Annotated in this window: 16 protein-coding genes; 5 read left to right on the forward strand and 11 right to left on the reverse strand. The window is 69.6% G+C overall.

The window, feature by feature from the left end; all coding sequences use genetic code 11:
- The first annotated feature begins 7 nt into the window (after positions 1–7).
- Positions 8–778: a hypothetical protein gene (locus CDN99_RS18405; RefSeq protein ID WP_088386347.1), complete on the forward strand. Its 771-nt coding sequence runs from the start codon at positions 8–10 to the stop codon at positions 776–778.
- Positions 779–886: 108 nt separating this feature from the next.
- Here the strand turns inward: CDN99_RS18405 and urtE are convergent, their stop codons facing one another.
- From urtE to CDN99_RS18435, 6 genes are all read right to left on the reverse strand, one after another.
- The gene (gene urtE, locus CDN99_RS18410) at positions 887–1591 is read right to left on the reverse strand and encodes an urea ABC transporter ATP-binding subunit UrtE (RefSeq protein ID WP_088386445.1); all 705 of its coding nucleotides are present in this window, start codon (positions 1589–1591) and stop codon (positions 887–889) included.
- A 40-nt stretch (positions 1592–1631) separates the two neighbouring features.
- Complete coding sequence (gene urtD / locus CDN99_RS18415; protein ID WP_088386348.1) at positions 1632–2468, reverse strand: urea ABC transporter ATP-binding protein UrtD; 837 nt, start codon at positions 2466–2468, stop codon at positions 1632–1634.
- Positions 2465–3670, reverse strand: coding sequence for an urea ABC transporter permease subunit UrtC (gene urtC, locus CDN99_RS18420; RefSeq protein WP_088386446.1), 1206 nt, complete (start codon positions 3668–3670; stop codon positions 2465–2467). Before urtC ends, urtD begins: the two co-directional genes overlap by 4 nt.
- Positions 3671–3755: 85 nt before the next feature.
- Positions 3756–5354: an urea ABC transporter permease subunit UrtB gene (gene urtB, locus CDN99_RS18425; protein ID WP_088386349.1), complete on the reverse strand. Its 1599-nt coding sequence runs from the start codon at positions 5352–5354 to the stop codon at positions 3756–3758.
- A complete protein-coding gene (gene urtA / locus CDN99_RS18430) occupies positions 5354–6640 on the reverse strand; it encodes an urea ABC transporter substrate-binding protein (protein ID WP_088386350.1) in 1287 nt (428 codons plus the stop codon). The genes urtB and urtA overlap by 1 nt, the downstream gene beginning before the upstream one ends.
- Before the next feature lie 122 nt (positions 6641–6762).
- The gene (locus CDN99_RS18435; RefSeq protein WP_088386351.1) at positions 6763–7284 is read right to left on the reverse strand and encodes a DUF1579 domain-containing protein; all 522 of its coding nucleotides are present in this window, start codon (positions 7282–7284) and stop codon (positions 6763–6765) included.
- A 130-nt stretch (positions 7285–7414) separates the two neighbouring features.
- Between CDN99_RS18435 and CDN99_RS18440 the strand changes: the two genes are divergently transcribed.
- The 3 genes from CDN99_RS18440 (at position 7415) to CDN99_RS18450 (ending at position 10252) form a co-directional block, all read left to right on the forward strand.
- Positions 7415–8377, forward strand: a complete 963-nt coding sequence (locus tag CDN99_RS18440; RefSeq protein WP_088386352.1) for a helix-turn-helix transcriptional regulator — start codon at positions 7415–7417, stop codon at positions 8375–8377.
- Between the two features lie 152 nt (positions 8378–8529).
- Positions 8530–9579 carry a DnaJ-like protein C-terminal domain-containing protein gene (locus CDN99_RS18445; RefSeq protein WP_141100860.1) on the forward strand — a complete coding sequence of 350 codons (1050 nt, stop codon included), beginning with the start codon at positions 8530–8532 and terminating at the stop codon, positions 9577–9579.
- Positions 9580–9745: 166 nt separating this feature from the next.
- Positions 9746–10252, forward strand: coding sequence for a type II toxin-antitoxin system PemK/MazF family toxin (locus tag CDN99_RS18450; protein ID WP_088386354.1), 507 nt, complete (start codon positions 9746–9748; stop codon positions 10250–10252).
- Positions 10253–10388: 136 nt separating this feature from the next.
- Here CDN99_RS18450 and CDN99_RS18455 read toward each other — a convergent pair whose 3' ends face one another.
- The 5 genes from CDN99_RS18455 to CDN99_RS18470 form a co-directional block, all read right to left on the reverse strand.
- Positions 10389–11282, reverse strand: a complete 894-nt coding sequence (locus tag CDN99_RS18455; RefSeq protein ID WP_088386355.1) for an NAD(P)/FAD-dependent oxidoreductase — start codon at positions 11280–11282, stop codon at positions 10389–10391.
- Positions 11272–11754: an Rrf2 family transcriptional regulator gene (locus CDN99_RS18460; RefSeq protein WP_088386356.1), complete on the reverse strand. Its 483-nt coding sequence runs from the start codon at positions 11752–11754 to the stop codon at positions 11272–11274. Before CDN99_RS18460 ends, CDN99_RS18455 begins: the two co-directional genes overlap by 11 nt.
- A 73-nt stretch (positions 11755–11827) precedes the next feature.
- Complete coding sequence (locus CDN99_RS29525; RefSeq protein WP_259374721.1) at positions 11828–11950, reverse strand: hypothetical protein; 123 nt, start codon at positions 11948–11950, stop codon at positions 11828–11830.
- A 64-nt stretch (positions 11951–12014) separates the two neighbouring features.
- Complete coding sequence (locus tag CDN99_RS18465) at positions 12015–13037, reverse strand: response regulator (protein WP_088386357.1); 1023 nt, start codon at positions 13035–13037, stop codon at positions 12015–12017.
- Between the two features lie 11 nt (positions 13038–13048).
- Positions 13049–16570, reverse strand: a complete 3522-nt coding sequence (locus CDN99_RS18470; protein WP_088386358.1) for a hybrid sensor histidine kinase/response regulator — start codon at positions 16568–16570, stop codon at positions 13049–13051.
- A gap of 252 nt (positions 16571–16822) precedes the next feature.
- Here CDN99_RS18470 and CDN99_RS18475 point away from each other — a divergent pair, with 252 nt between their 5' ends.
- Positions 16823–17125 (forward strand): urease subunit gamma, encoded by a 303-nt coding sequence (locus CDN99_RS18475; RefSeq protein ID WP_088386359.1) that lies wholly within the window; start codon positions 16823–16825, stop codon positions 17123–17125.
- Positions 17126–17185 lie beyond the last annotated feature (60 nt).

The raw sequence follows: 17185 nt of genomic DNA on the forward strand, positions 1-17185 counted from the left end.
CGCGTTGATGGCCGCCGTCGGCGACCGCTTCACCTTCGTGAGCCAGCGGCGGACCGTCGGCAGCAACATCGATCCCCACCGGCGGACCCTCGTCGCCGTGCCGGACGACGCGTTGAACGTCGCCGTGCTGCGCGGCCTGGATCGCGGCATCGAGCAGGAAGAACCGCTGGCGGAACGCGTGCTGCTGCGGTGGTCGCCGTCGAAGGCGCTGGCCGACGCGCTGGAGCAGGTCAAGGGCCGCGAGCGCGACGAGGAACTGCTGGGCGCGGTGATCGAGGTGCTGCGCGCCTCGCCGGACCGCGCGCGCTGGGACCGCGTCGAGGTGATCCTGCCGCGCTACAGCCCGTTCGAGCGTCCCGGCATGGTCGGCAAGCTGCAGGGCATCGGCCTGTACGTGCAGGGCCTGGCGCGCGGCAGCGACGCGCTCGACGAGATGAGCGGCGATTGGGCCGGCGCTCCGGAGGGCACCAGCGGCGAGAAGGTCGTCAACCCGCATGACGGCACGGTCGTCCGGGCGACCACCTACATCGCCCCGTACATGTACTTCGAGCGCGTCACGCTCGATGCGAAGACGCTGGCCGTCACCGCGCGCAAGACGCAGTTCGACGCGACCCGGTACAACGGCCAGGGCGTGGAGATCGGCAACGAGCTGCTGGAAGAGAAGCTGCTGGCGTTGGCGGAACGCTCCGCCTTCCAGTCGGTGCGCGGCAAGGCCAGCGTCGAGGTCAGCACCCCGGTGCCGGTGGCGCCTCAGCCGGCCAGCGCGCCGGCGCGATGAGGGCATGACGGGGGGGCGCGCCCGGCATGGCCCGACCCGACCTGATCCGCCGGGCCCGTGCATGGCATGGCCGCCACGTCATGCGGCGGCGATGTCTGACGCGTGCCGTCAGATCGCGACCAGGCCGCGGATCGCCGGCGTCCGCATGTCGGCGTTGTCGCCGCGCGCGATGACGCTGCCGCGCTCCAGCACCATGAATTCGTCGGCCAGTTCCGCGGCGAAGTCGTAGTACTGCTCGCACAGCAGGATCGCGACCGGGTGGCCGGCGATGCCCTCGTCGGCCAGGCGGCGGATGACGCGGCCGATGTCCTTGATGATGCTGGGCTGGATGCCTTCGGTGGGTTCGTCCAGGATCAGCAGACGCGGCGCCGCCGCCAGCGCCCGCGCGATCGCGAGCTGCTGCTGCTGGCCGCCCGACAGGTCGCCGCCGCGTCGGCGCAGCATCTGCTTCAGCACCGGGAAGAGCGTGTACAGGTGCTCCGGCACGGGCGTGCCGCCGGGCTTGCTGGCGAGGCCCATGCGCAGGTTGTCCTCGACGCTCAGCCGCGCGAAGATCTCCCGCCCCTGCGGCACGTAGCCGATGCCGGCGCGGGCGCGCTGGTAGGGTGTGGCGCGGGTGATGTCCCTGCCGTCCAGATGCACGCTGCCGCCGCGCACCGGCACCAGCCCCATCAGGCTCTTCAGCAGGCTGGTCTTGCCGACGCCGTTGCGGCCCAGCAGCACGGTGACGCGGCCCGGCGTGGCGGTGACCGACACGTCGCGCAGGATGTGCGAGCCGCCGTAGTACTGGTGCAGGCCGCGCGCGTCGAGCAGCGGCGCGAGCGCGGGGACCGTCGAGGTCCGGTCTTGCAGTTCAACGTCCAAGGTACACCTCGATCACGCGTTCGTCCGCCTGCACCTGCGCCAGCGTGCCCTCGGCCAGCACCGCGCCTTCCGCCAGCACGGTCACCTTCTCGGCGATGCGGTCGACGAAGCCCATGTCGTGCTCGACGACGACGATGCTGTGCCTGCCCTTGAGCGTCAGGATCAGTTCCGCCGTGCGCTCGGTCTCCTGATCGGTCATGCCGGCCACGGGCTCGTCCAGCAGCAGCAGCTTCGGGTCCTGCACCAGCAGCATGCCGATCTCCAGCCATTGCTTCTGCCCGTGGCTCAGCAGCCCCGCGCTGCGCGTCATCCGGTCCTGCAGGCGGATCAGCGTCAGCACCTCGGCCAGCCGGTCACGCTGCGCGCCGCTCAGGCGGCCCCACAGCGACGCCCGCAGCGCGCGCGAGCCCTGCAGCGCCAGCTCCAGGTTCTCATGGACGCTGAGCGCCTCGAAGACCGTCGGCCGCTGGAACTTGCGACCGATGCCGAGCTGGGCGATCTCCGCCTCGCCATGCCGCAGCAGGTCGATGGTGCCGCCGAAGAAGACGGTGCCGCGCTGGGGCCGGGTCTTGCCCGTGATGATGTCCATCATCGTGGTCTTGCCGGCGCCGTTCGGGCCAATGATGCAGCGCAGCTCGCCGGGCGCGATGTCGATGGACAGGCCGTTGATGGCGCGGAAGCCGTCGAAGCTGACGTGCACGTCCTCCAGGTACAGGATGCGGCCGTGCGTCAGGTCCAGCTGGCCCGGACGCACGACGCGGCCGTAGCCGGGGCCGCTGGCGGAGCGCAGGCGCTCGCCGCCTTGTTCGAGCAGGTCGGGGCTCATGCCTTGGCCTCGCCGTCACCACCGGGGTTGCCGGCCTTCGCGCCGAACTTGCGCTTGAGCAGGCCCGCGATGCCGTCCGGCATGAACAGCGTGACCGCGACGAACAGCGCGCCCAGCAGGTACAGCCAGTACTCCGGCGCCACCTGCGTTAGCCAGCTCTTCGCGCCGTTGACCGCGAAGGCGCCGACGATCGGGCCCGCCAGGGTGCCGCGTCCGCCCACGGCGGTCCACACGGCGATCTCGATGGAGTTGGCCACGCTCATTTCGCCGGGATTGATGATGCCGACCTGCGGCACGTACAAGGCGCCGGCCAGGCCGCAGATCAGCGCCGACAGCACCCAGGCCGTCAGCTTGTAAGGCAGCGGCGAGTAGCCGCAGAACATCAGCCGCGACTCCGCGTCGCGGACCGCGCTCAGCACGCGGCCGAACTTGGCGCGCGTCAGCCAGCGCAACCCGAGGTAGCAGCTCACCAGCGCCAGCGCGCTCAGCACGAACAGCACCATGCGCATGCCCGGCGTGGTGATGGAGACGCCCAGGATGCGCTTGAAGTCGGTGAAGCCGTTGTTGCCGCCGAAGCCGGTCTCGTTGCGGAAGAACAGCAGCATCGCGGCGTAGGTCATCGCCTGCGTGATGATCGAGAAGTACACGCCCTTGATGCGCGATCGGAAGGCGAAGAAGCCGAAGACGAAGGCGATGCCGCCGGGCACCAGCAGCACCAGCAGCAGCGTCGCGGCGAAGCTGTCGCTGAGCGCCCAGTGCCAGGGCAGCTCCTTCCAGTCGAGGAAGACCATGAAGTCGGGCAAGGCGCTGCGGTACTGGCCGTCGCCGCCGATCTGGCGCATCAGGTACATGCCCATCGCGTAGCCGCCCAGCGCGAAGTACAGGCCGTGGCCCAGCGACAGGATGCCCGCGAAGCCCCAGATCAGGTCCATCGCCAGCGCGCACATCGCGTAGCAGCAGAACTTGCCCAGCAGGCCGACCCAGTACCCGTCCAGGTGCAGCGGATGCGAGGGCGGCACCAGCAGGTTGAGCGCCGGCACGACGATGCAGGCCGCCAGCAACGCCGCCAGGATCGCCAGCCAGCCGGCGCGGCCCAGCAGGGCGGGGCGTCCCGGCAGCGCCAGCGCCAATGGCGCGGGCGCCGCGGACGGTGATGGGGGGGGAGGGGCCGGTGACGGCGATGACGGCGATGACGGTGACATGGACGCCGACACGGGATGCGGGCTGGCGGGCGAGGGGACGGTCATGGCGGGCGCGCCCGGGGCGACGTCGTTGGCGGAGTGCATGTCAGGACTCCTGGGCGCGGCCCTTGACCGCGAAGAGGCCTTGGGGACGTTTCTGGATGAAGACGATGATGAAGAGCAGCACGGCGATCTTCGCGAGCACCGCGCCCACGACGCCTTCCAGCGCCTTGTTGGCCAGCCCCAGGCCCAGCGCCGCCAGCACCGTGCCGGCGAGCTGGCCCACGCCGCCCAGCACCACGACCATGAAGGCGTCGACGATGTAGCTCTGGCCCAGGTCGGGCCCGACGTTGCCGACCTGGCTCAGCGCGCAGCCGGCCAGGCCCGCCAGGCCGGAGCCGAGCGCGAAGGCGTAGGTGTCGACGCGGGCGGTGGGCACGCCCATGCAGGACGCGATCGGACGGTTCTGCGTGACGGCGCGCACGAACAGGCCCAGCCGCGTGCGGGCGATGAGCAGCGCCATGCCGCCCAGCACCGCCAGCGAGAACACGATGATGACCAGCCGGTTCGTGGGCAGCGCCAGGCCGGGCAGCAACGCCAGCGATCCGCCCATCCAGGCGGGACTTTCGACCGCCACGTTCTGCGCGCCGAAGAGGGAGCGCACCGCCTGCATCAGCACCAGGCTCAGGCCCCAGGTGGCGAGCAGCGTTTCCAGCGGGCGCCCGTACAGCCACCGGATCACGGTGCGCTCCAGCGCGGCCCCCACCAGCGCCGAGGCCAGGAACGACGCCGGCATGGCCACCACCAGGTAGGCGTCGAAGCCGCCCGGCAGCCATTGGCGGAAGGCGACCTGCACCAGGTAAGTCGCGTAGGCGCCGATCATCATCAACTCGCCGTGCGCCATGTTGATGACGCCCATCAGGCCGTAGGTGATCGCCAGGCCCAGCGCCACCAGCAGCAGGATGCTCGCCAGGCTGATGCCGGTGAACAGCGCGCCCAGGCGCTCGCCCCAGGCCAGTGTGTCCTCGACCTCGCGCAAGGAGCGCTGCAGCGCGCGCTTCACGTCGGCGTCCTGCTCGTCGGCCAGGCGTTGGTTGAGCAGCAGGCGTGTTTCGGGGCTGCGCGACTCGCCCAGCAGCCTGGCGGCCGCGAGGCGTTTCGTCGTGTCGGGGCTGGCGGCCAGCGCGGCGGCGCGGGCCAGCTTCAAGGCGTCGAGGACGACGGCATCCTTCTCCCTGGCGATCGCCGATTCCAGCAAGGCGACGCGGGCGTCGTCGCCGCCTGCGTCCAGCAAGGCCTTCGCGGCGGCCAGGCGTTCCTTCCTGTCGTCGCTGGAGAGCTTCAAGCTCGCGAGCGCGCCGTCGAGCTCGCCGCGCAGTCGGTTGTTGAGCATCACGTCCGACAGCGCCGACGCCGCCTCCGGCGCCAGCGTGACCGGCGCGCCGGTGGCCGCGTCGACGAGGCCGGCGTCGGTGGCGATCAGCACGCGCCGGTCGGCGCCGAGCTTGAGACGTTCGTCCGCCAGCGCCTGCAGCAGCGGCGCGGTGCGCGCGTCGGGGGACGCGACGAGCCGGCCGAGCGCGGCGATCCGCTCGTCGGTGTCGCCCTGCGCCACGGCCAGCGCTTGCGGCTGCGTCAAGGCCCGGACCGCCGGCGCGAGGCCGAGCAGCGCCGCGAGCGCCAGGACCGCGGGCAGGGCGCGCATCACTTCTTCACCGGTTCGTCGGGCTTGCCTTCGTTGCCCGCGATGTAGGGGCTCCAGGGCTTGGCCTTCACCGGGGCGGGCGTCTTCCACACCACGTTGAACTGGCCGTCGGCGCGGATCTCGCCGATGAACACGGACTTGTGCAGGTGATGGTTCTTCTCGTCCATCTTGGACGTGATACCGGACGGTGCGCTGAAGGTCTGGCCGGCCATGGCGGCGATGACTTTGTCGACGTCGGTGGACTTGGCCTTCTCGACGGCCTGCTTCCACATGTTGATGCCGATGTAGGTGGCCTCCATCGGATCGTTGGTCAGCGGCTTGTCCTTGTGGCCCGGCAGGTTCTTGGCCTTGGCGTAGGCGGTCCACTTCTTGATGAAGGCCTCGTTGGTCGGGTTCTTGAGGGACATGAAGTAATTCCACGCCGCCAGGTGGCCCACCAGCGGCTTGGTGTCGACGCCGCGCAGTTCTTCCTCGCCCACGGAGAACGCCACCACCGGCACGTCCTTGGCCTTCAGGCCGGCGTTGCCCAGCTCCTTGTAGAAGGGCACGTTGGAGTCGCCGTTGATGGTCGAGACCACCGCCGTCTTGCCGCCGGCCGAGAACTTCTTGATGTCGGCCACGATGGTCTGGTAATCGCTGTGGCCGAAGGGGGTGTACTTCTCGTCGATGTCGCTGTCCTTGACGCCCTTGCTCTTGAGGTAGGCGCGCAGGATCTTGTTGGTGGTGCGCGGGTAGACGTAGTCCGTGCCCAGCAGCACCCAGCGCTTGGCGCCGCCGCCGTCCTTGGACATCAGGTAGTCGACCGCCGGGATGGCCTGCTGGTTGGGCGCGGCGCCGGTGTAGAAGACGTTCTTGCTGAGCTCCTCGCCCTCGTACTGGACCGGGTAGAAGAGCAGGCCGTTGAGCTCCTCGACCACGGGCAACACCGACTTGCGCGACACGGAGGTCCAGCAGCCGAAGATCACCGCGACCTTGTCCTGCGTGAGCAACTGGCGGGTCTTCTCGGCGAAGAGCGGCCAGTTGGAGGCCGGGTCCACGACCACCGGCTCCAGCTTCTTGCCCAGCACGCCGCCCTTGGCGTTGATCTCGTCGATGGCCATCAGGACGGTGTCCTTGAGCACGGTCTCGGAGATCGCCATCGTGCCGGACAGGCTGTGCAGCACGCCCACCTTGATCGTGTCGGCGGCGAAGGCGGGCAGCGCGGCGAGGTTCAGGCCGGCCAGCGCGCTGGCGACGGCCAGGGTCTTGAGCGTGCGGCGGCGGGGGGACGAGGTGCGGTCGGACATGGCTCAGCTCCAGGAAACCAGCGGCATCGCGGCCGGCGGGGTGGTTGATGGAGACCGATGCTAGGGAGCGGGTCCGACCCGGCATATACGGCGGATGGCGTATGGCCATCCGGCCGCGCGGATCAGGCGGCGGGTTCGTCGGTGCGCCGCATGTCCATGACCCAGTTGATTTCCCAGGTGGCGCCGGCGTCGGGCGAGAACGCCTGCTCCCAGCGGGCGCCGGTGGCGCTGATGTCGCTCCAGCGGAAGCGCACGCGGATAGCGCGGCCGTCGAGTTGATCGTCGGCGAAGAATTCACCGACGCCGTCGACGAAGCTGCCCCGCACCGGCGTGTCGAGCTGGCCCGGCGCGCGGCCGTCCAGCCACCAGATCGCCCACTGGCCGGTGACGGGGTCGAAGGTGCGCATGGTGACGGCGCGATAGGCGCCGGAGGGCTGCGCCAGCCAGTTGTCGTCGACGTTGCCGAGTCCGCCCAGCAGCGACCAGGCCTGCAGCGTGCCTCCGAAGTCTTCCCACGTGGTGCAGTCCTGCAGGCGGAGCTTGAGGCGGCGGTGGCGGATGACCCACTGGCCGCGCAGGAAGTCGAATTCGTGGCCGGGGCGCATGTCGACGGCGCGGATCGAGTCGGGAGAGGTCGTGGTCATGAAGGGCTCCTGAAGCGGGATGTCTCGACGGCGTCGGGACTGGTGAGCACTCTGCGCCACAATATCTGCCATCCACTGTCATGTATTCCCGAGAGAGCGCGAGAGCGCGCGGAAAGGGTGAGAAGTATCGATGCGCGCCAGCCGGCTCCTGACCCTGCAGATGCTGTTGCAGTCCCGCGGGACGATGAGCGCGACGGCGCTGGCGCAAGCGCTGGAGGTGTCGGTGCGCACCGTCCATCGCGATGTCGAGGACCTGTCCGCGGCCGGCGTGCCGGTCTATGCGGAGCGGGGGCGCAACGGCGGGTTCTCGCTGCTCGCCGGCTGGAAGACGACGCTGACCGGGCTGACGCCGGAGGAGTCTCAGGCGGTGCTGCTGGGCGGCCTGAGCGGTCCGGCCGAGCAGCTCGGCCTGGGGCCTCAGGTGCGGCAGTCCCAACTGAAGCTGCTCGCGGCCTTGCCGGCCGATCTGCGCGCGCAGGCGCAGCAGGTCAGCGCGCGGCTGCATCTGGATCCGGTGGATTGGTATCGAGACGCGGACGCGGTGCCGGCGCTCGGCACGGTCGCGCAAGGCGTTTGGCAGGGGCGGGTGCTGGTGCTGGAGTACGAGAGCTGGCGCGCCAGGTCGATGCATGTGGTGGCGCCGTTGGGGTTGGTGATCAAGGCCGGCGTCTGGTATCTGGTCGGCTTGCTGAGAGGCAAGGCCAGCACGCTGCGGGTCTCGAAGATCCTCGCCGCGAGCCTGACCGAGAGATTGGTCGAACGGCCGGCCGGTTTCGATCTGGCGACCTACTGGCGGGAATCGCAGGCGCGCTTCGAGCGATCGCTGCGCGTGCAGGAAGTGGTGGTGCTGGCCACGCCGCAAGGGCTCGCGGCGCTGTCGGATCTGGGTCGCGCGGTGGCCGACGCGGTGGCGGCGGCCAGGCCGGCCCGCCGGGCGGACGGCCGCGCGCGCCTGCGCATCCCCGCCGAGGCCACCGCGCAGGCCGCGCGGCAGTTGATGCCGCTGGCGCCGGAGGTGGAGGTGCTGGAACCGGCGGCGCTGCGGGAGGCGATCATCGCGATGATCGAGCAGGCCGCGGCGAGGTACCGGTGACCTGCTGTAACACCTCGACGAAGATCCCGTGCACCGGCGTGGGCGCCTCGTCGTTGAGGCAATATCCCTTCCGGTCCTGCTCCTTCGGCGGCACGTGACCGGCCGGGCACGACCGACAGAACCCGAACAACATCGACGAACCAGGAGGTGTCATGTCCTTGATGACTTCAGCGATTTCCCTTTCGACGCCGTCCCCGTGGGCGGATCCCTTCATGCGGCTGGCGCGCCGGTTGCTGCTGGCCCTCGCCGCGATGGCCGCGCTGCTGGCCGGCACCTCGGCGTGGGCGCGCGACGAGGGCGACTGGCAGATCCTGCAGGCGCGCTACGGCACGGCGCAGCGCAACATGGACGTGACCGATCAGTTGCGCGACATGGCCCGCCGCGATGTCCGCGTGCGCGTCACCAACGAGCTGTTCGGCAACGACCCCGACTACGGCCGGACCAAGACGCTGCGCATCTACGCCCGCAACCGCGGCGGCGAGACGCGGACCTTCGAGTACCGCGAGGGCAACGTGATCGACGGCGACAACTTCACCGGCTGGCGTCGCGGCGACTGGGGCCAGGGCGGGTGGAATGGTGGCTGGGACGGCTCCCGCCCCGGTGGTGACGACGGCGCCTATCAGATCCTCGGTGCCCGCTACGGCCTGCCCGACGCGCACATCGACGTCACCGGCCGCCTGCGCGAGCTGGCCCGCCGCGATGCGCGCGTGCGCATCACCAACGACCTGTTCCGCGACGACCCGGCGCCGGGTCGCACGAAGGTGCTGCGCATCTTCACCCGCGGCCGCGACGGCCAGATGCGCACCTTCGACTATCGCGAGGGCGCCTGGATCGACGGCAGCCAGTTCACCGGCTGGGGCCGTGGCGACTGGGGCCAGGGCGGCTGGAACGGCGGCTGGGACGGCCGGCCGGGCAACAGCAATCCGGGCGGCTACAACCCGGGCGGCTACGGCCCGGGCGCGGACAACCGCCTGAACATCGTCCGCGCCACCTACGGCAGCGGCACGCGCTACGTCGACGTGACCCAGCGCCTGCGCAACATCAGCCGCGGTGGACGCCTCGACGTGCGGGTCGACAACGACCTGGCGGATCGCGATCCGGCGTATGGCGAGACGAAGACGCTGCGGGTGTACTTCACCCTCGGGCGTGGGCAGGAGCAGATGGTCGAGGCGAGGGAAGGGGATCGGGTGCGGTTGCCTTGATCAAGACTGGGCATCGGGCTTGATGACCGTGGATCCGAATGGTCGGCTGTAGGCTTCGACGCGAAGTCAACTGATTTACGGCTGCATCGCGGGCTATTCAGTGGCGCTGTCATTCGGCCAGAACCTTTGGAACACTGCTCGACCTTCGGGTCGAAAGAGTGGTGTCATGGCAATTAGTTTTACGCCAAAGGTCGGGCAAGTCCTCGAATGCAATTTCGGTCAGTTCACGATCCAGCCTGATGATCAGGGCCATACGGATTTCAATGTCCGGATTCCGCCTGAGATGATCAAGAACAGGCTCGTTGTCGTGCTGAACGGGCGCCTCAACCGACAGTCGTGCATCGTGGTTCCGCTATCGCGAACTCAGGACGTAGCCAAGTCGAGCAGCGGCATTCACGTTGAAATCGTGGAGGACGCCATATGCGAACTCAGCCATTTCACGCGTTGCGTCCGATGGGCGAAGGCGGACATCGTGCAACCGGTGAGTTCGAGGCGATTGCGCCTGCCTCGCGATTTCAATGGACCCGTGCAGTTTCTACTCAGCCGTTCGATCGTGGAACGTGTGCAGAGGGCTGCAGTCAAGGCGATCAATGCAGGTGGGTTGTTGATCCCTGGAGAGTCTCAGTTCGCCACCCTTGTTGACGTGCAACGACTACTTAAACCAGCAGCTTGATCTGATGCGCCTCCGCATGCAGAATGCGTTCCGTTGCCCACCGAGGCCTTTGTGTTTTTCCCGCCCTTGAGGCCTGCAGAAGCCCAGTCAATGACTGGGCTTCTGTCTTTCTGACGTGCCGCCGAGGGCTTGCGCATCACACCATCGTCGACCGATGCGCCCCGAACCCCGCCAACGCCCCATCGCCCGCCGCCAGGGTGACGCTGCCGGCCGCGCGTGCCGCGTCGCCGCATGCGAAGACATTGGGCACACTAGTTTCCTGGAACGCATGGACGCGGATGAACGGTCCCATCGGTCCGTCCTCCATCGCGCAGCCGAGCTGTTGCGCGATCGGGCTGCTCATGTGCGTGCGGGGCTGCGTGAAGAGCCCGTCCATCGTCAGCACGCGACCGTCCCTCAGCACGACATCGGCGATGCCGTCGATGCGCTCGACCGGCGTGGTCTCGATCACCGTGCCGCGTTGGGCGAGGGCGGCCCGTTCCTCCTCGCTCGGCGTGTAGACGCCGCCGAGGAACAGCGTGGTCGTGCCCCAGTCCGGCAGCATGATCCCGTGATGCTGCGCCATCGGCGAGGCGGCGATGATGCCGATCCGACCCGCGTTCATTTCAAAGCCATGGCAGTACGGGCAATGGAAGACGCTCCGGCCCCAGCGCTCGGCAAGACCCGGCACCGGGGGGAGCTCGTCGCGGACGCCGGTGGCGAGGATCAGTCGACCGGCGCTGACGACGAGGTCGCCGACGCGGAACTCGAAGCGGCCGTCGGGCGTGACACGCGCGTCCTCGGCCAGGCCCTCCCGCCACCGCACGCCTGGATAACGCAGCAGTTGCTGGCGACCCTCGGCGGCGATCGCGGCGGGTGCGCGGTCGTCCTGGGTCAGAAAACCGTGCGAGGTCCCGCCCGCTTCGTCGACGAAGCGGTTGCGTCGCAAGCCGGCATCGACGACGAGGACGTCGCGACGCGCTCGCGCCAGTTGCAGCGCGGCGGACAAGCCGGCGAAGCTGCCGCCGATGACGGCGAAATCAATCCTCATGCAGATGCTCCTCGAGACGATGGTGTCCATGGCCACCGTTTGCCCGGTGGCGCACCATGCGGCGGTGGAAGTCCTGGGACAGCGCCGCCAGCGTCACCGAGCCCAGCCGCTTCAGCAACGCCGCCTCGGCCTCCTGCACGGCGGCGCCGAGCGACTCGTTGACGGCCTGCGCGACGAGGCACTCGGGGCGGTCCTCGCGGAAGCCGAGCGACACGATCGCGGGGGCGCCCAACGCCTCATGGATGTCCCGCAGGGTGATGCGTTCGAGCGGGCACGACAGCACCCACCCGCCGCCGTGACCCTTGGCCGACGAGACGAAGCCGGCGGCCCGCAGGCCCGCCATCAGGCGCCGCAGCACCACGGGGTTGGTCCGCATCGCCGCGGCGAGCGCTTCCGAGGTGGAAGGGCCTTCGCCCTCGGCCATGTGCAGCAGCACGTGGAGGACGTCGGAGAGCTGGCTGTTTTGTTTCATGGAACATTATGAGTTGCATGATGAAGACCATGTCGCCATCCGGGAATGCGGCCGGCATCGGTGCTCGCGAGGTTCACTCATCTGCTGTTCCGTTCTGCGTTCTGATTTCCTTGATGGGGCCATCTCCCCCGCCTTGTGCAGCGCTCAAAGGAAAACGGCGAATGAGGAAAAGTCGAAAGCTGAAGAACTGCGGCATCGTGGAGATCGTTGATCCCCAGCAGATGCGGGCGGAGAAATGTGCGCGCCGCTCGATCCGACGCTCACACCTCCCACTGCGGATGCATCTCTCTCACCCGCGTCAGCGCCATCGAGGCGGCCGCGGTCCGCGTCTCCACGCCGAGCTTGGCGTGGATGCGCTCCAGGTGCTTCTTCACCGTCGCCGGGCTGGCGCCGAGGATGTCTCCGATGTCGCGGTTGATCTTGCCCTTGACGACCCAGTACAGCACCTCGGCCTCGCGCGCCGTCAGGCTGAACGCCAGCCCCAGCGAGCGGATCACCGCCGCGTCCGAGACCTCGCGCATCACGATCAGCCAGTCGCCGCTGGCGGCGGCCGATGAGCCGTTCGGACCGGGCGTGTCGTCGCCGCCGATGCAGTGATGCAGACGGAAGCTCAGCCGCCGCGCGCCCAGCTCGGCGCTGAGCCGCTGCGGCTCCTGGGGCGGCGTGCCGTCGTCCATCTCCGCCAGGCAGCGCCGCAACCACGCGAGCACCGGCGCGGGGGTCTGGGGTGCCACCGTGCCGAAGTAGAGCTGCAGGAGCTCCCTGGCCAGCGGCGTCTGCCAGAGCAGGCGACCCGACGACGCGCGCACCGCGATGCTGGCGTAGCCGAAGGCGTCCAGCGCCTGCCGGGTCTGGCGCGCCTGCCGCGCACCCTGCAGGTGGACCTGCATGCGCGCCAGCACCGCGCGCGGATCGAGCGGCTTGGTGACGTAGTCGACGCCGCCGGCCTGCAGCGCCGCCACCAGGTGCTCGGTCTCCGTCAGGCCGGTCATGAAGACGATCGGGATGTGGGCTGTCGCCGGATTGGCCTTCAGCCGTCGCGCCACCTCGAAGCCGTCCATGCCCGGCATCATCGCGTCCAGCAGCACGATGTCGGGCTGGCCCTGCGCCGCGCGCGCCAGCGCCGCCTCGCCGCTGGTGGCCGCGAGCACCGTGTAGCCGTGCTCGTCGAGCGCGTCATGCAGCAGCGACAGGTTGTCCGGGACGTCGTCGACCAACAGGACACGGTCGCCCTCCTGCTGATCGAGCAGCGCGGCGACGGCGGAGGGCAGGGGAGGGCTCATCTCGGTCGGGCTCAGGCAGGGTTCTGGACGCGTGCCAGCGCGCGCAGCATCGCTTCGAACTGGAACTGGCGGGCCAGCGCGCGCTGGGATTCGCAGAAGGGGCGCCAGCCGGCGTCGGCGGCTTCGATGTCGTCGAGCTGCCGCAGCACGCCCCGGTAGTAGCCCAGCTCCAGCGCCTCCCGCAGGCCGGCGAGCAACGCGGGCGGCGGTTGCGCGATCGGCGCGGCGTCGGGGGGCGGGGTCTTGCCGGTGCCCGCCCCGGGGGACTCGGAGGGCATGGACGACGTGGACGCCGCCGGCGACATCGGCGCCGCGGGCGCCACGCGCCATCGCAGCGACAGCCGCTCGGTGAGCCAGTCCAGCAGCAGCTCGTGCCGCACCGGCTTGAGGATGAAGTCCCGGGCCGCGATGCCGACGTCGTTGTCCTGGCCGCGCTCGAACGCGTTGGCCGAGACCACCGCGACGGCGGGTGCGTCGAGGCTGAGATCCTCCAGCATCCGCCGCAGCCGCCGTATCGTTTCCCAACCGTCGATGCCCGGCATGGCCAGGTCCATCAGCACCACGTCCGGCACCCAGCCGGCGGCGACGAGGTCCAGCGCGTCGTGGCCGCTCGACGCCTCGCGCACGGTGAAGCCCAGCGGCGCCAGCAGCTCGATCAGCAGTTGCCGGTCGTCGGACTCGTTGTCGACGACGAGCACTCGCGGCGACGCGCCGTCCAGTCCCAGTCGCTCCTTCGCAGCGGCCCGCGCGCGGGGTGAGTCGGGAATGCGACCGTGCAACTCCGGCAGGAACAGTCGCACCCGGAAGGTCGAGCCCTCGCCTGGCGTGCTGGTCGCCGACATCTCGCCGCCCATCAGCTCGGTGAGCATCTTGGCGATCGTCAGGCCCAGCCCGGCGCCGGGCGCGCCGCCGGCGCCGCTGGCGCCGCGCGCGAAGGGCTCGAAGATGCGCGCCAGCTCGGCCTCGTCCATGCCGGGACCGGTGTCCTGGATCTCCAGCGTCGCCATCTCGCGGCCATGGCGCACGCGCAGCGTGACGGCGCCGTCGGCGGTGAACTTGATGGCGTTGCCCAGCAGGTTGATGAGGATCTGTCGCAGCCGCTGCTCGTCGGCGCGCACCCATTCGGGCAGCATGCCCAGCGGCTCGAAGGAGAAGTCGAGGCCCTTGGCCGCGGCTTGCGGCTCGAACATGTCGGCCAGCTCCCGCAGCAATTCGGCGAATCGCACCGGGGCGGGTTCCAGGCTGAGGCGGCCGGCCTCGATGCGCGCGATGTCCAGCGTGCCGTCGATCAGCTGCATCAGATGCTCGCCGCCGCGCTTGATCACCTGCACCGCCTGGCGGCGCTGCGGTGGCAGCGAAGCATCCGCGGCCATCAACTGCGCGTAGCCGAGGATGCTGTTGAGTGGCGTGCGCAGCTCGTGGCTGATGGTGCTGATGTAGCGGCTCTTGGCCTGGTTGGCCGCCTCGGCGGCGGCTTGCGCGCGCTCGGCCTGCAGGCGCGCGCCCTGGAGCGCCTCGTCGGTGCGGCGGTGGGAGTCGATCTCGCGTCGCAGCGCCTGCGTCTGCCGTTTCGACTCCTCCTGCGCGACCTCGCGACTTTGATGCGCCAGCACCAGCCACCACGCGACCGTGCCGGCGACCAGCAGCAGCGCGAAGAAGGCCTTCAGCAGGCCGGCGCGCAGGCTGTCCTCCAGTGCCCGCTGCGCCGCCGCGTCCACCAGGGGGAGCTGTTGCAGCTGCTGGTGGTAGAGCAGGCCGAAGAGCGTCGCCAGCAGCGGCGTGATGACGCCCATCAGCAGCAGGTAGTGGCCCAGGCCCGTGTCGAGGTAGGGCCAGGTCGCGCGTGGCAGCAGGCGGCGCAGCAGCGCGGACCACTGCGCGGAGAGGCTGGCGTGCGGCTTGCACAGATCGCCGCAGCGCGCGTCCAGCGTGCAGCACAAGGAGCAGATCGAGCCGCGATAGGCCGGGCAGTGAGCCATGTCGGGCGCTTCGTAGTCGCGCTCGCAGATCACGCAGCGGCGCGCGGCGCGGGTCTCGGCGGCGGCGATCTCCAGCGCCGGGCGCGCGAGGTAGTAGCGCCCCTTCGTCGCCCAGGCGATCAGCGGCGCGGCGGCCAGCGCCGTGACCATCGCGATCGCGGCGGACCATGCCTGCGCCAGCGAGCCCATCACGCCCAGGTGGGCCGCCACCGACAGCAGCGACGCCAGCGCCATCGCGCCCACGCCCACCGGGTTGACGTCGTAGAGATGGGCGCGCTTGAACTCGATGCCCGGCGGGGACAGCCCCAGCGGCTTGTTGATCACCAGGTCCGCGACGACGGCCATGATCCAGGCGATGGCGACGTTGGCGTACAGGCCCAGCACGTGGCCGAGAGCCTCGAACACGTTCATCGCCATCAGCATGAAGGCGATCAGCGTGTTGAAGACGACCCACACGACCCGGCCCGGATGGCTGTGGGTCAGGCGCGAGAAGAAGTTGCTCCACGCCAGCGAGCCGGCATAGGCGTTGGTGACGTTGATCTTGAGCTGCGAGACGACGACGAACAGCGCGGTGACGGCGACCGCCCAGCCGTACTGCGGGAAGACGTACTCGTAGGCGGCCAGGTACATCTGGTTGGGATCGACGGCGCGCTCCGGCGGCACGGCGTGGCTCACGGCCAGGTAGGCGAGCAGCGCGCCGCCCAGCATCTTGAGCACGCCCAGCACCACCCAACCGGGCCCGCCCAGCAGCACGGCCGCCCACCAGCGGCGACGGTTGGCCGCGGTCTGGCGCGGCATGAAGCGCAGGTAATCGGCCTGCTCGCCCATCTGCGTGATCAGCGCCACGCCCACGGTCAGCGCCGCACCGAAGGCGTGCATGTCGAAGGCGGCCGTCCCGGACTGCGACCCAACTTGGGTCGTGATGCCGTCGAACGCACCAGGATGGCGCCATCCCACCCAGGCGAAGGGCAGCACCAGCAGCGCCAGCCACAGCGGCTGCGTCCACAGCTGCAGCCGGCTGATCGCCGAGATACCGTGTGTCACCAGCGGGATCACCACCAGGGCGCAGATCAGGTAGCCCCAGTGCGGTGGGATGTCCAGCGCCAGCTCCAGCGCGTAGGCCATCACGGCCGCTTCCAGGGCGAAGAAGATGAAGGTGAAGCTGGCGTAGATCAGCGAGGTCAGCGTCGAGCCGATGTAGCCGAAGCCGGCGCCACGCGTCAGCAGGTCCATGTCGACGCCGTGCCGCGCCGCGTAGACGCTGATCGGCAGGCCCGCCAGGAAGATGATCAGCCCCGTCGCCAGGATCGCCAGCGCGGCGTTGGTCCAGCCGTAGTGCAGCAGCAGCGTGGCGCCCACGGCCTCCAGGATCAGGAACGACGCGGCCCCGAAGGCGGTGTTGGCCACCCGCCAGGTCGACCAGCGGCGGAAGCGATGCGGCGTGTAGCGCAGCGCGTAGTCCTCCAGCGTTTCCCGCGCGACCCAGGCGTTGTAGTCCCGCCGCAGCTTGATGATGTGCTGCGGGGCGTCCTGGGTGGGGAGGGGCGTGTCCATCGGGGGCTTCGGGCCTTCGTGGAAATGCAGGTTCCGTGCCGGCCGCGATCGAGCGCGATCAGGAGACCGGGGGGCCGTTTGCTCCATGTCCCCCTTCGCCGGCCTGACCGGCCGTCGAATTCCTCCTAATACTTGCGCAAACGGCCCCCCGGTCCCCTGATCCCCACCGCTCGCTGTTTGCGTTCTTCTTCTTCTTCTTCTTCGGCATGGGGCTTGCTACGTGGGCACACACAGACACCTTCGGTGCAGGCCATGGAACTCACGCCAAGAGAAAAAGACAAGCTCCTGATCTTCACCGCCGCGCTGCTCGCCGAGCGCCGCAAGGCCAAGGGCCTGAAGCTCAACTATCCCGAGGCCGTGGCCTTCATTTCCGCCGCCGTGATGGAGGGCGCGCGCGAGGGCAGGACCGTCGCGCAAATGATGAAGGCGGGCCGCGAGCTCCTCACCCGCGACGACGTCATGGACGGCGTGCCCGAGCTGATCCCCGACATCCAGGTCGAAGCCACCTTCCCCGACGGCACCAAGCTCGTCACCGTCCATCAGCCGATCCCCTGACCGTCTTCCCCCGATGGCCTCCATGGCCTTGATCCCTCCGATCCCCTTGATCTCCGAGGA

This window comes from Roseateles aquatilis (assembly GCF_002205645.1).
Lineage (GTDB): Bacteria > Pseudomonadota > Gammaproteobacteria > Burkholderiales > Burkholderiaceae_C > Roseateles > Roseateles aquatilis.

Coding starts and splice junctions, on each gene's coding strand:
- urtB (WP_088386349.1), bottom strand. CDS start 5,354: ATGCGCGCCCTGCCCGCGGTCCTGGCGCTCGCGGCGCTGCTCGGCCTC.
- CDN99_RS18405 (WP_088386347.1), top strand. CDS start 8: ATGGCCGCCGTCGGCGACCGCTTCACCTTCGTGAGCCAGCGGCGGACC.
- CDN99_RS18435 (WP_088386351.1), bottom strand. CDS start 7,284: ATGACCACGACCTCTCCCGACTCGATCCGCGCCGTCGACATGCGCCCC.
- CDN99_RS18445 (WP_141100860.1), top strand. CDS start 8,530: ATGTCCTTGATGACTTCAGCGATTTCCCTTTCGACGCCGTCCCCGTGG.
- CDN99_RS18455 (WP_088386355.1), bottom strand. CDS start 11,282: ATGAGGATTGATTTCGCCGTCATCGGCGGCAGCTTCGCCGGCTTGTCC.
- urtD (WP_088386348.1), bottom strand. CDS start 2,468: ATGAGCCCCGACCTGCTCGAACAAGGCGGCGAGCGCCTGCGCTCCGCC.
- CDN99_RS18470 (WP_088386358.1), bottom strand. CDS start 16,570: ATGGACACGCCCCTCCCCACCCAGGACGCCCCGCAGCACATCATCAAG.
- urtA (WP_088386350.1), bottom strand. CDS start 6,640: ATGTCCGACCGCACCTCGTCCCCCCGCCGCCGCACGCTCAAGACCCTG.
- CDN99_RS18440 (WP_088386352.1), top strand. CDS start 7,415: ATGCGCGCCAGCCGGCTCCTGACCCTGCAGATGCTGTTGCAGTCCCGC.
- CDN99_RS18460 (WP_088386356.1), bottom strand. CDS start 11,754: ATGAAACAAAACAGCCAGCTCTCCGACGTCCTCCACGTGCTGCTGCAC.
- CDN99_RS29525 (WP_259374721.1), bottom strand. CDS start 11,950: ATGCCGCAGTTCTTCAGCTTTCGACTTTTCCTCATTCGCCGTTTTCCT.
- CDN99_RS18465 (WP_088386357.1), bottom strand. CDS start 13,037: ATGAGCCCTCCCCTGCCCTCCGCCGTCGCCGCGCTGCTCGATCAGCAG.
- CDN99_RS18450 (WP_088386354.1), top strand. CDS start 9,746: ATGGCAATTAGTTTTACGCCAAAGGTCGGGCAAGTCCTCGAATGCAAT.
- CDN99_RS18475 (WP_088386359.1), top strand. CDS start 16,823: ATGGAACTCACGCCAAGAGAAAAAGACAAGCTCCTGATCTTCACCGCC.
- urtC (WP_088386446.1), bottom strand. CDS start 3,670: ATGTCACCGTCATCGCCGTCATCGCCGTCACCGGCCCCTCCCCCCCCA.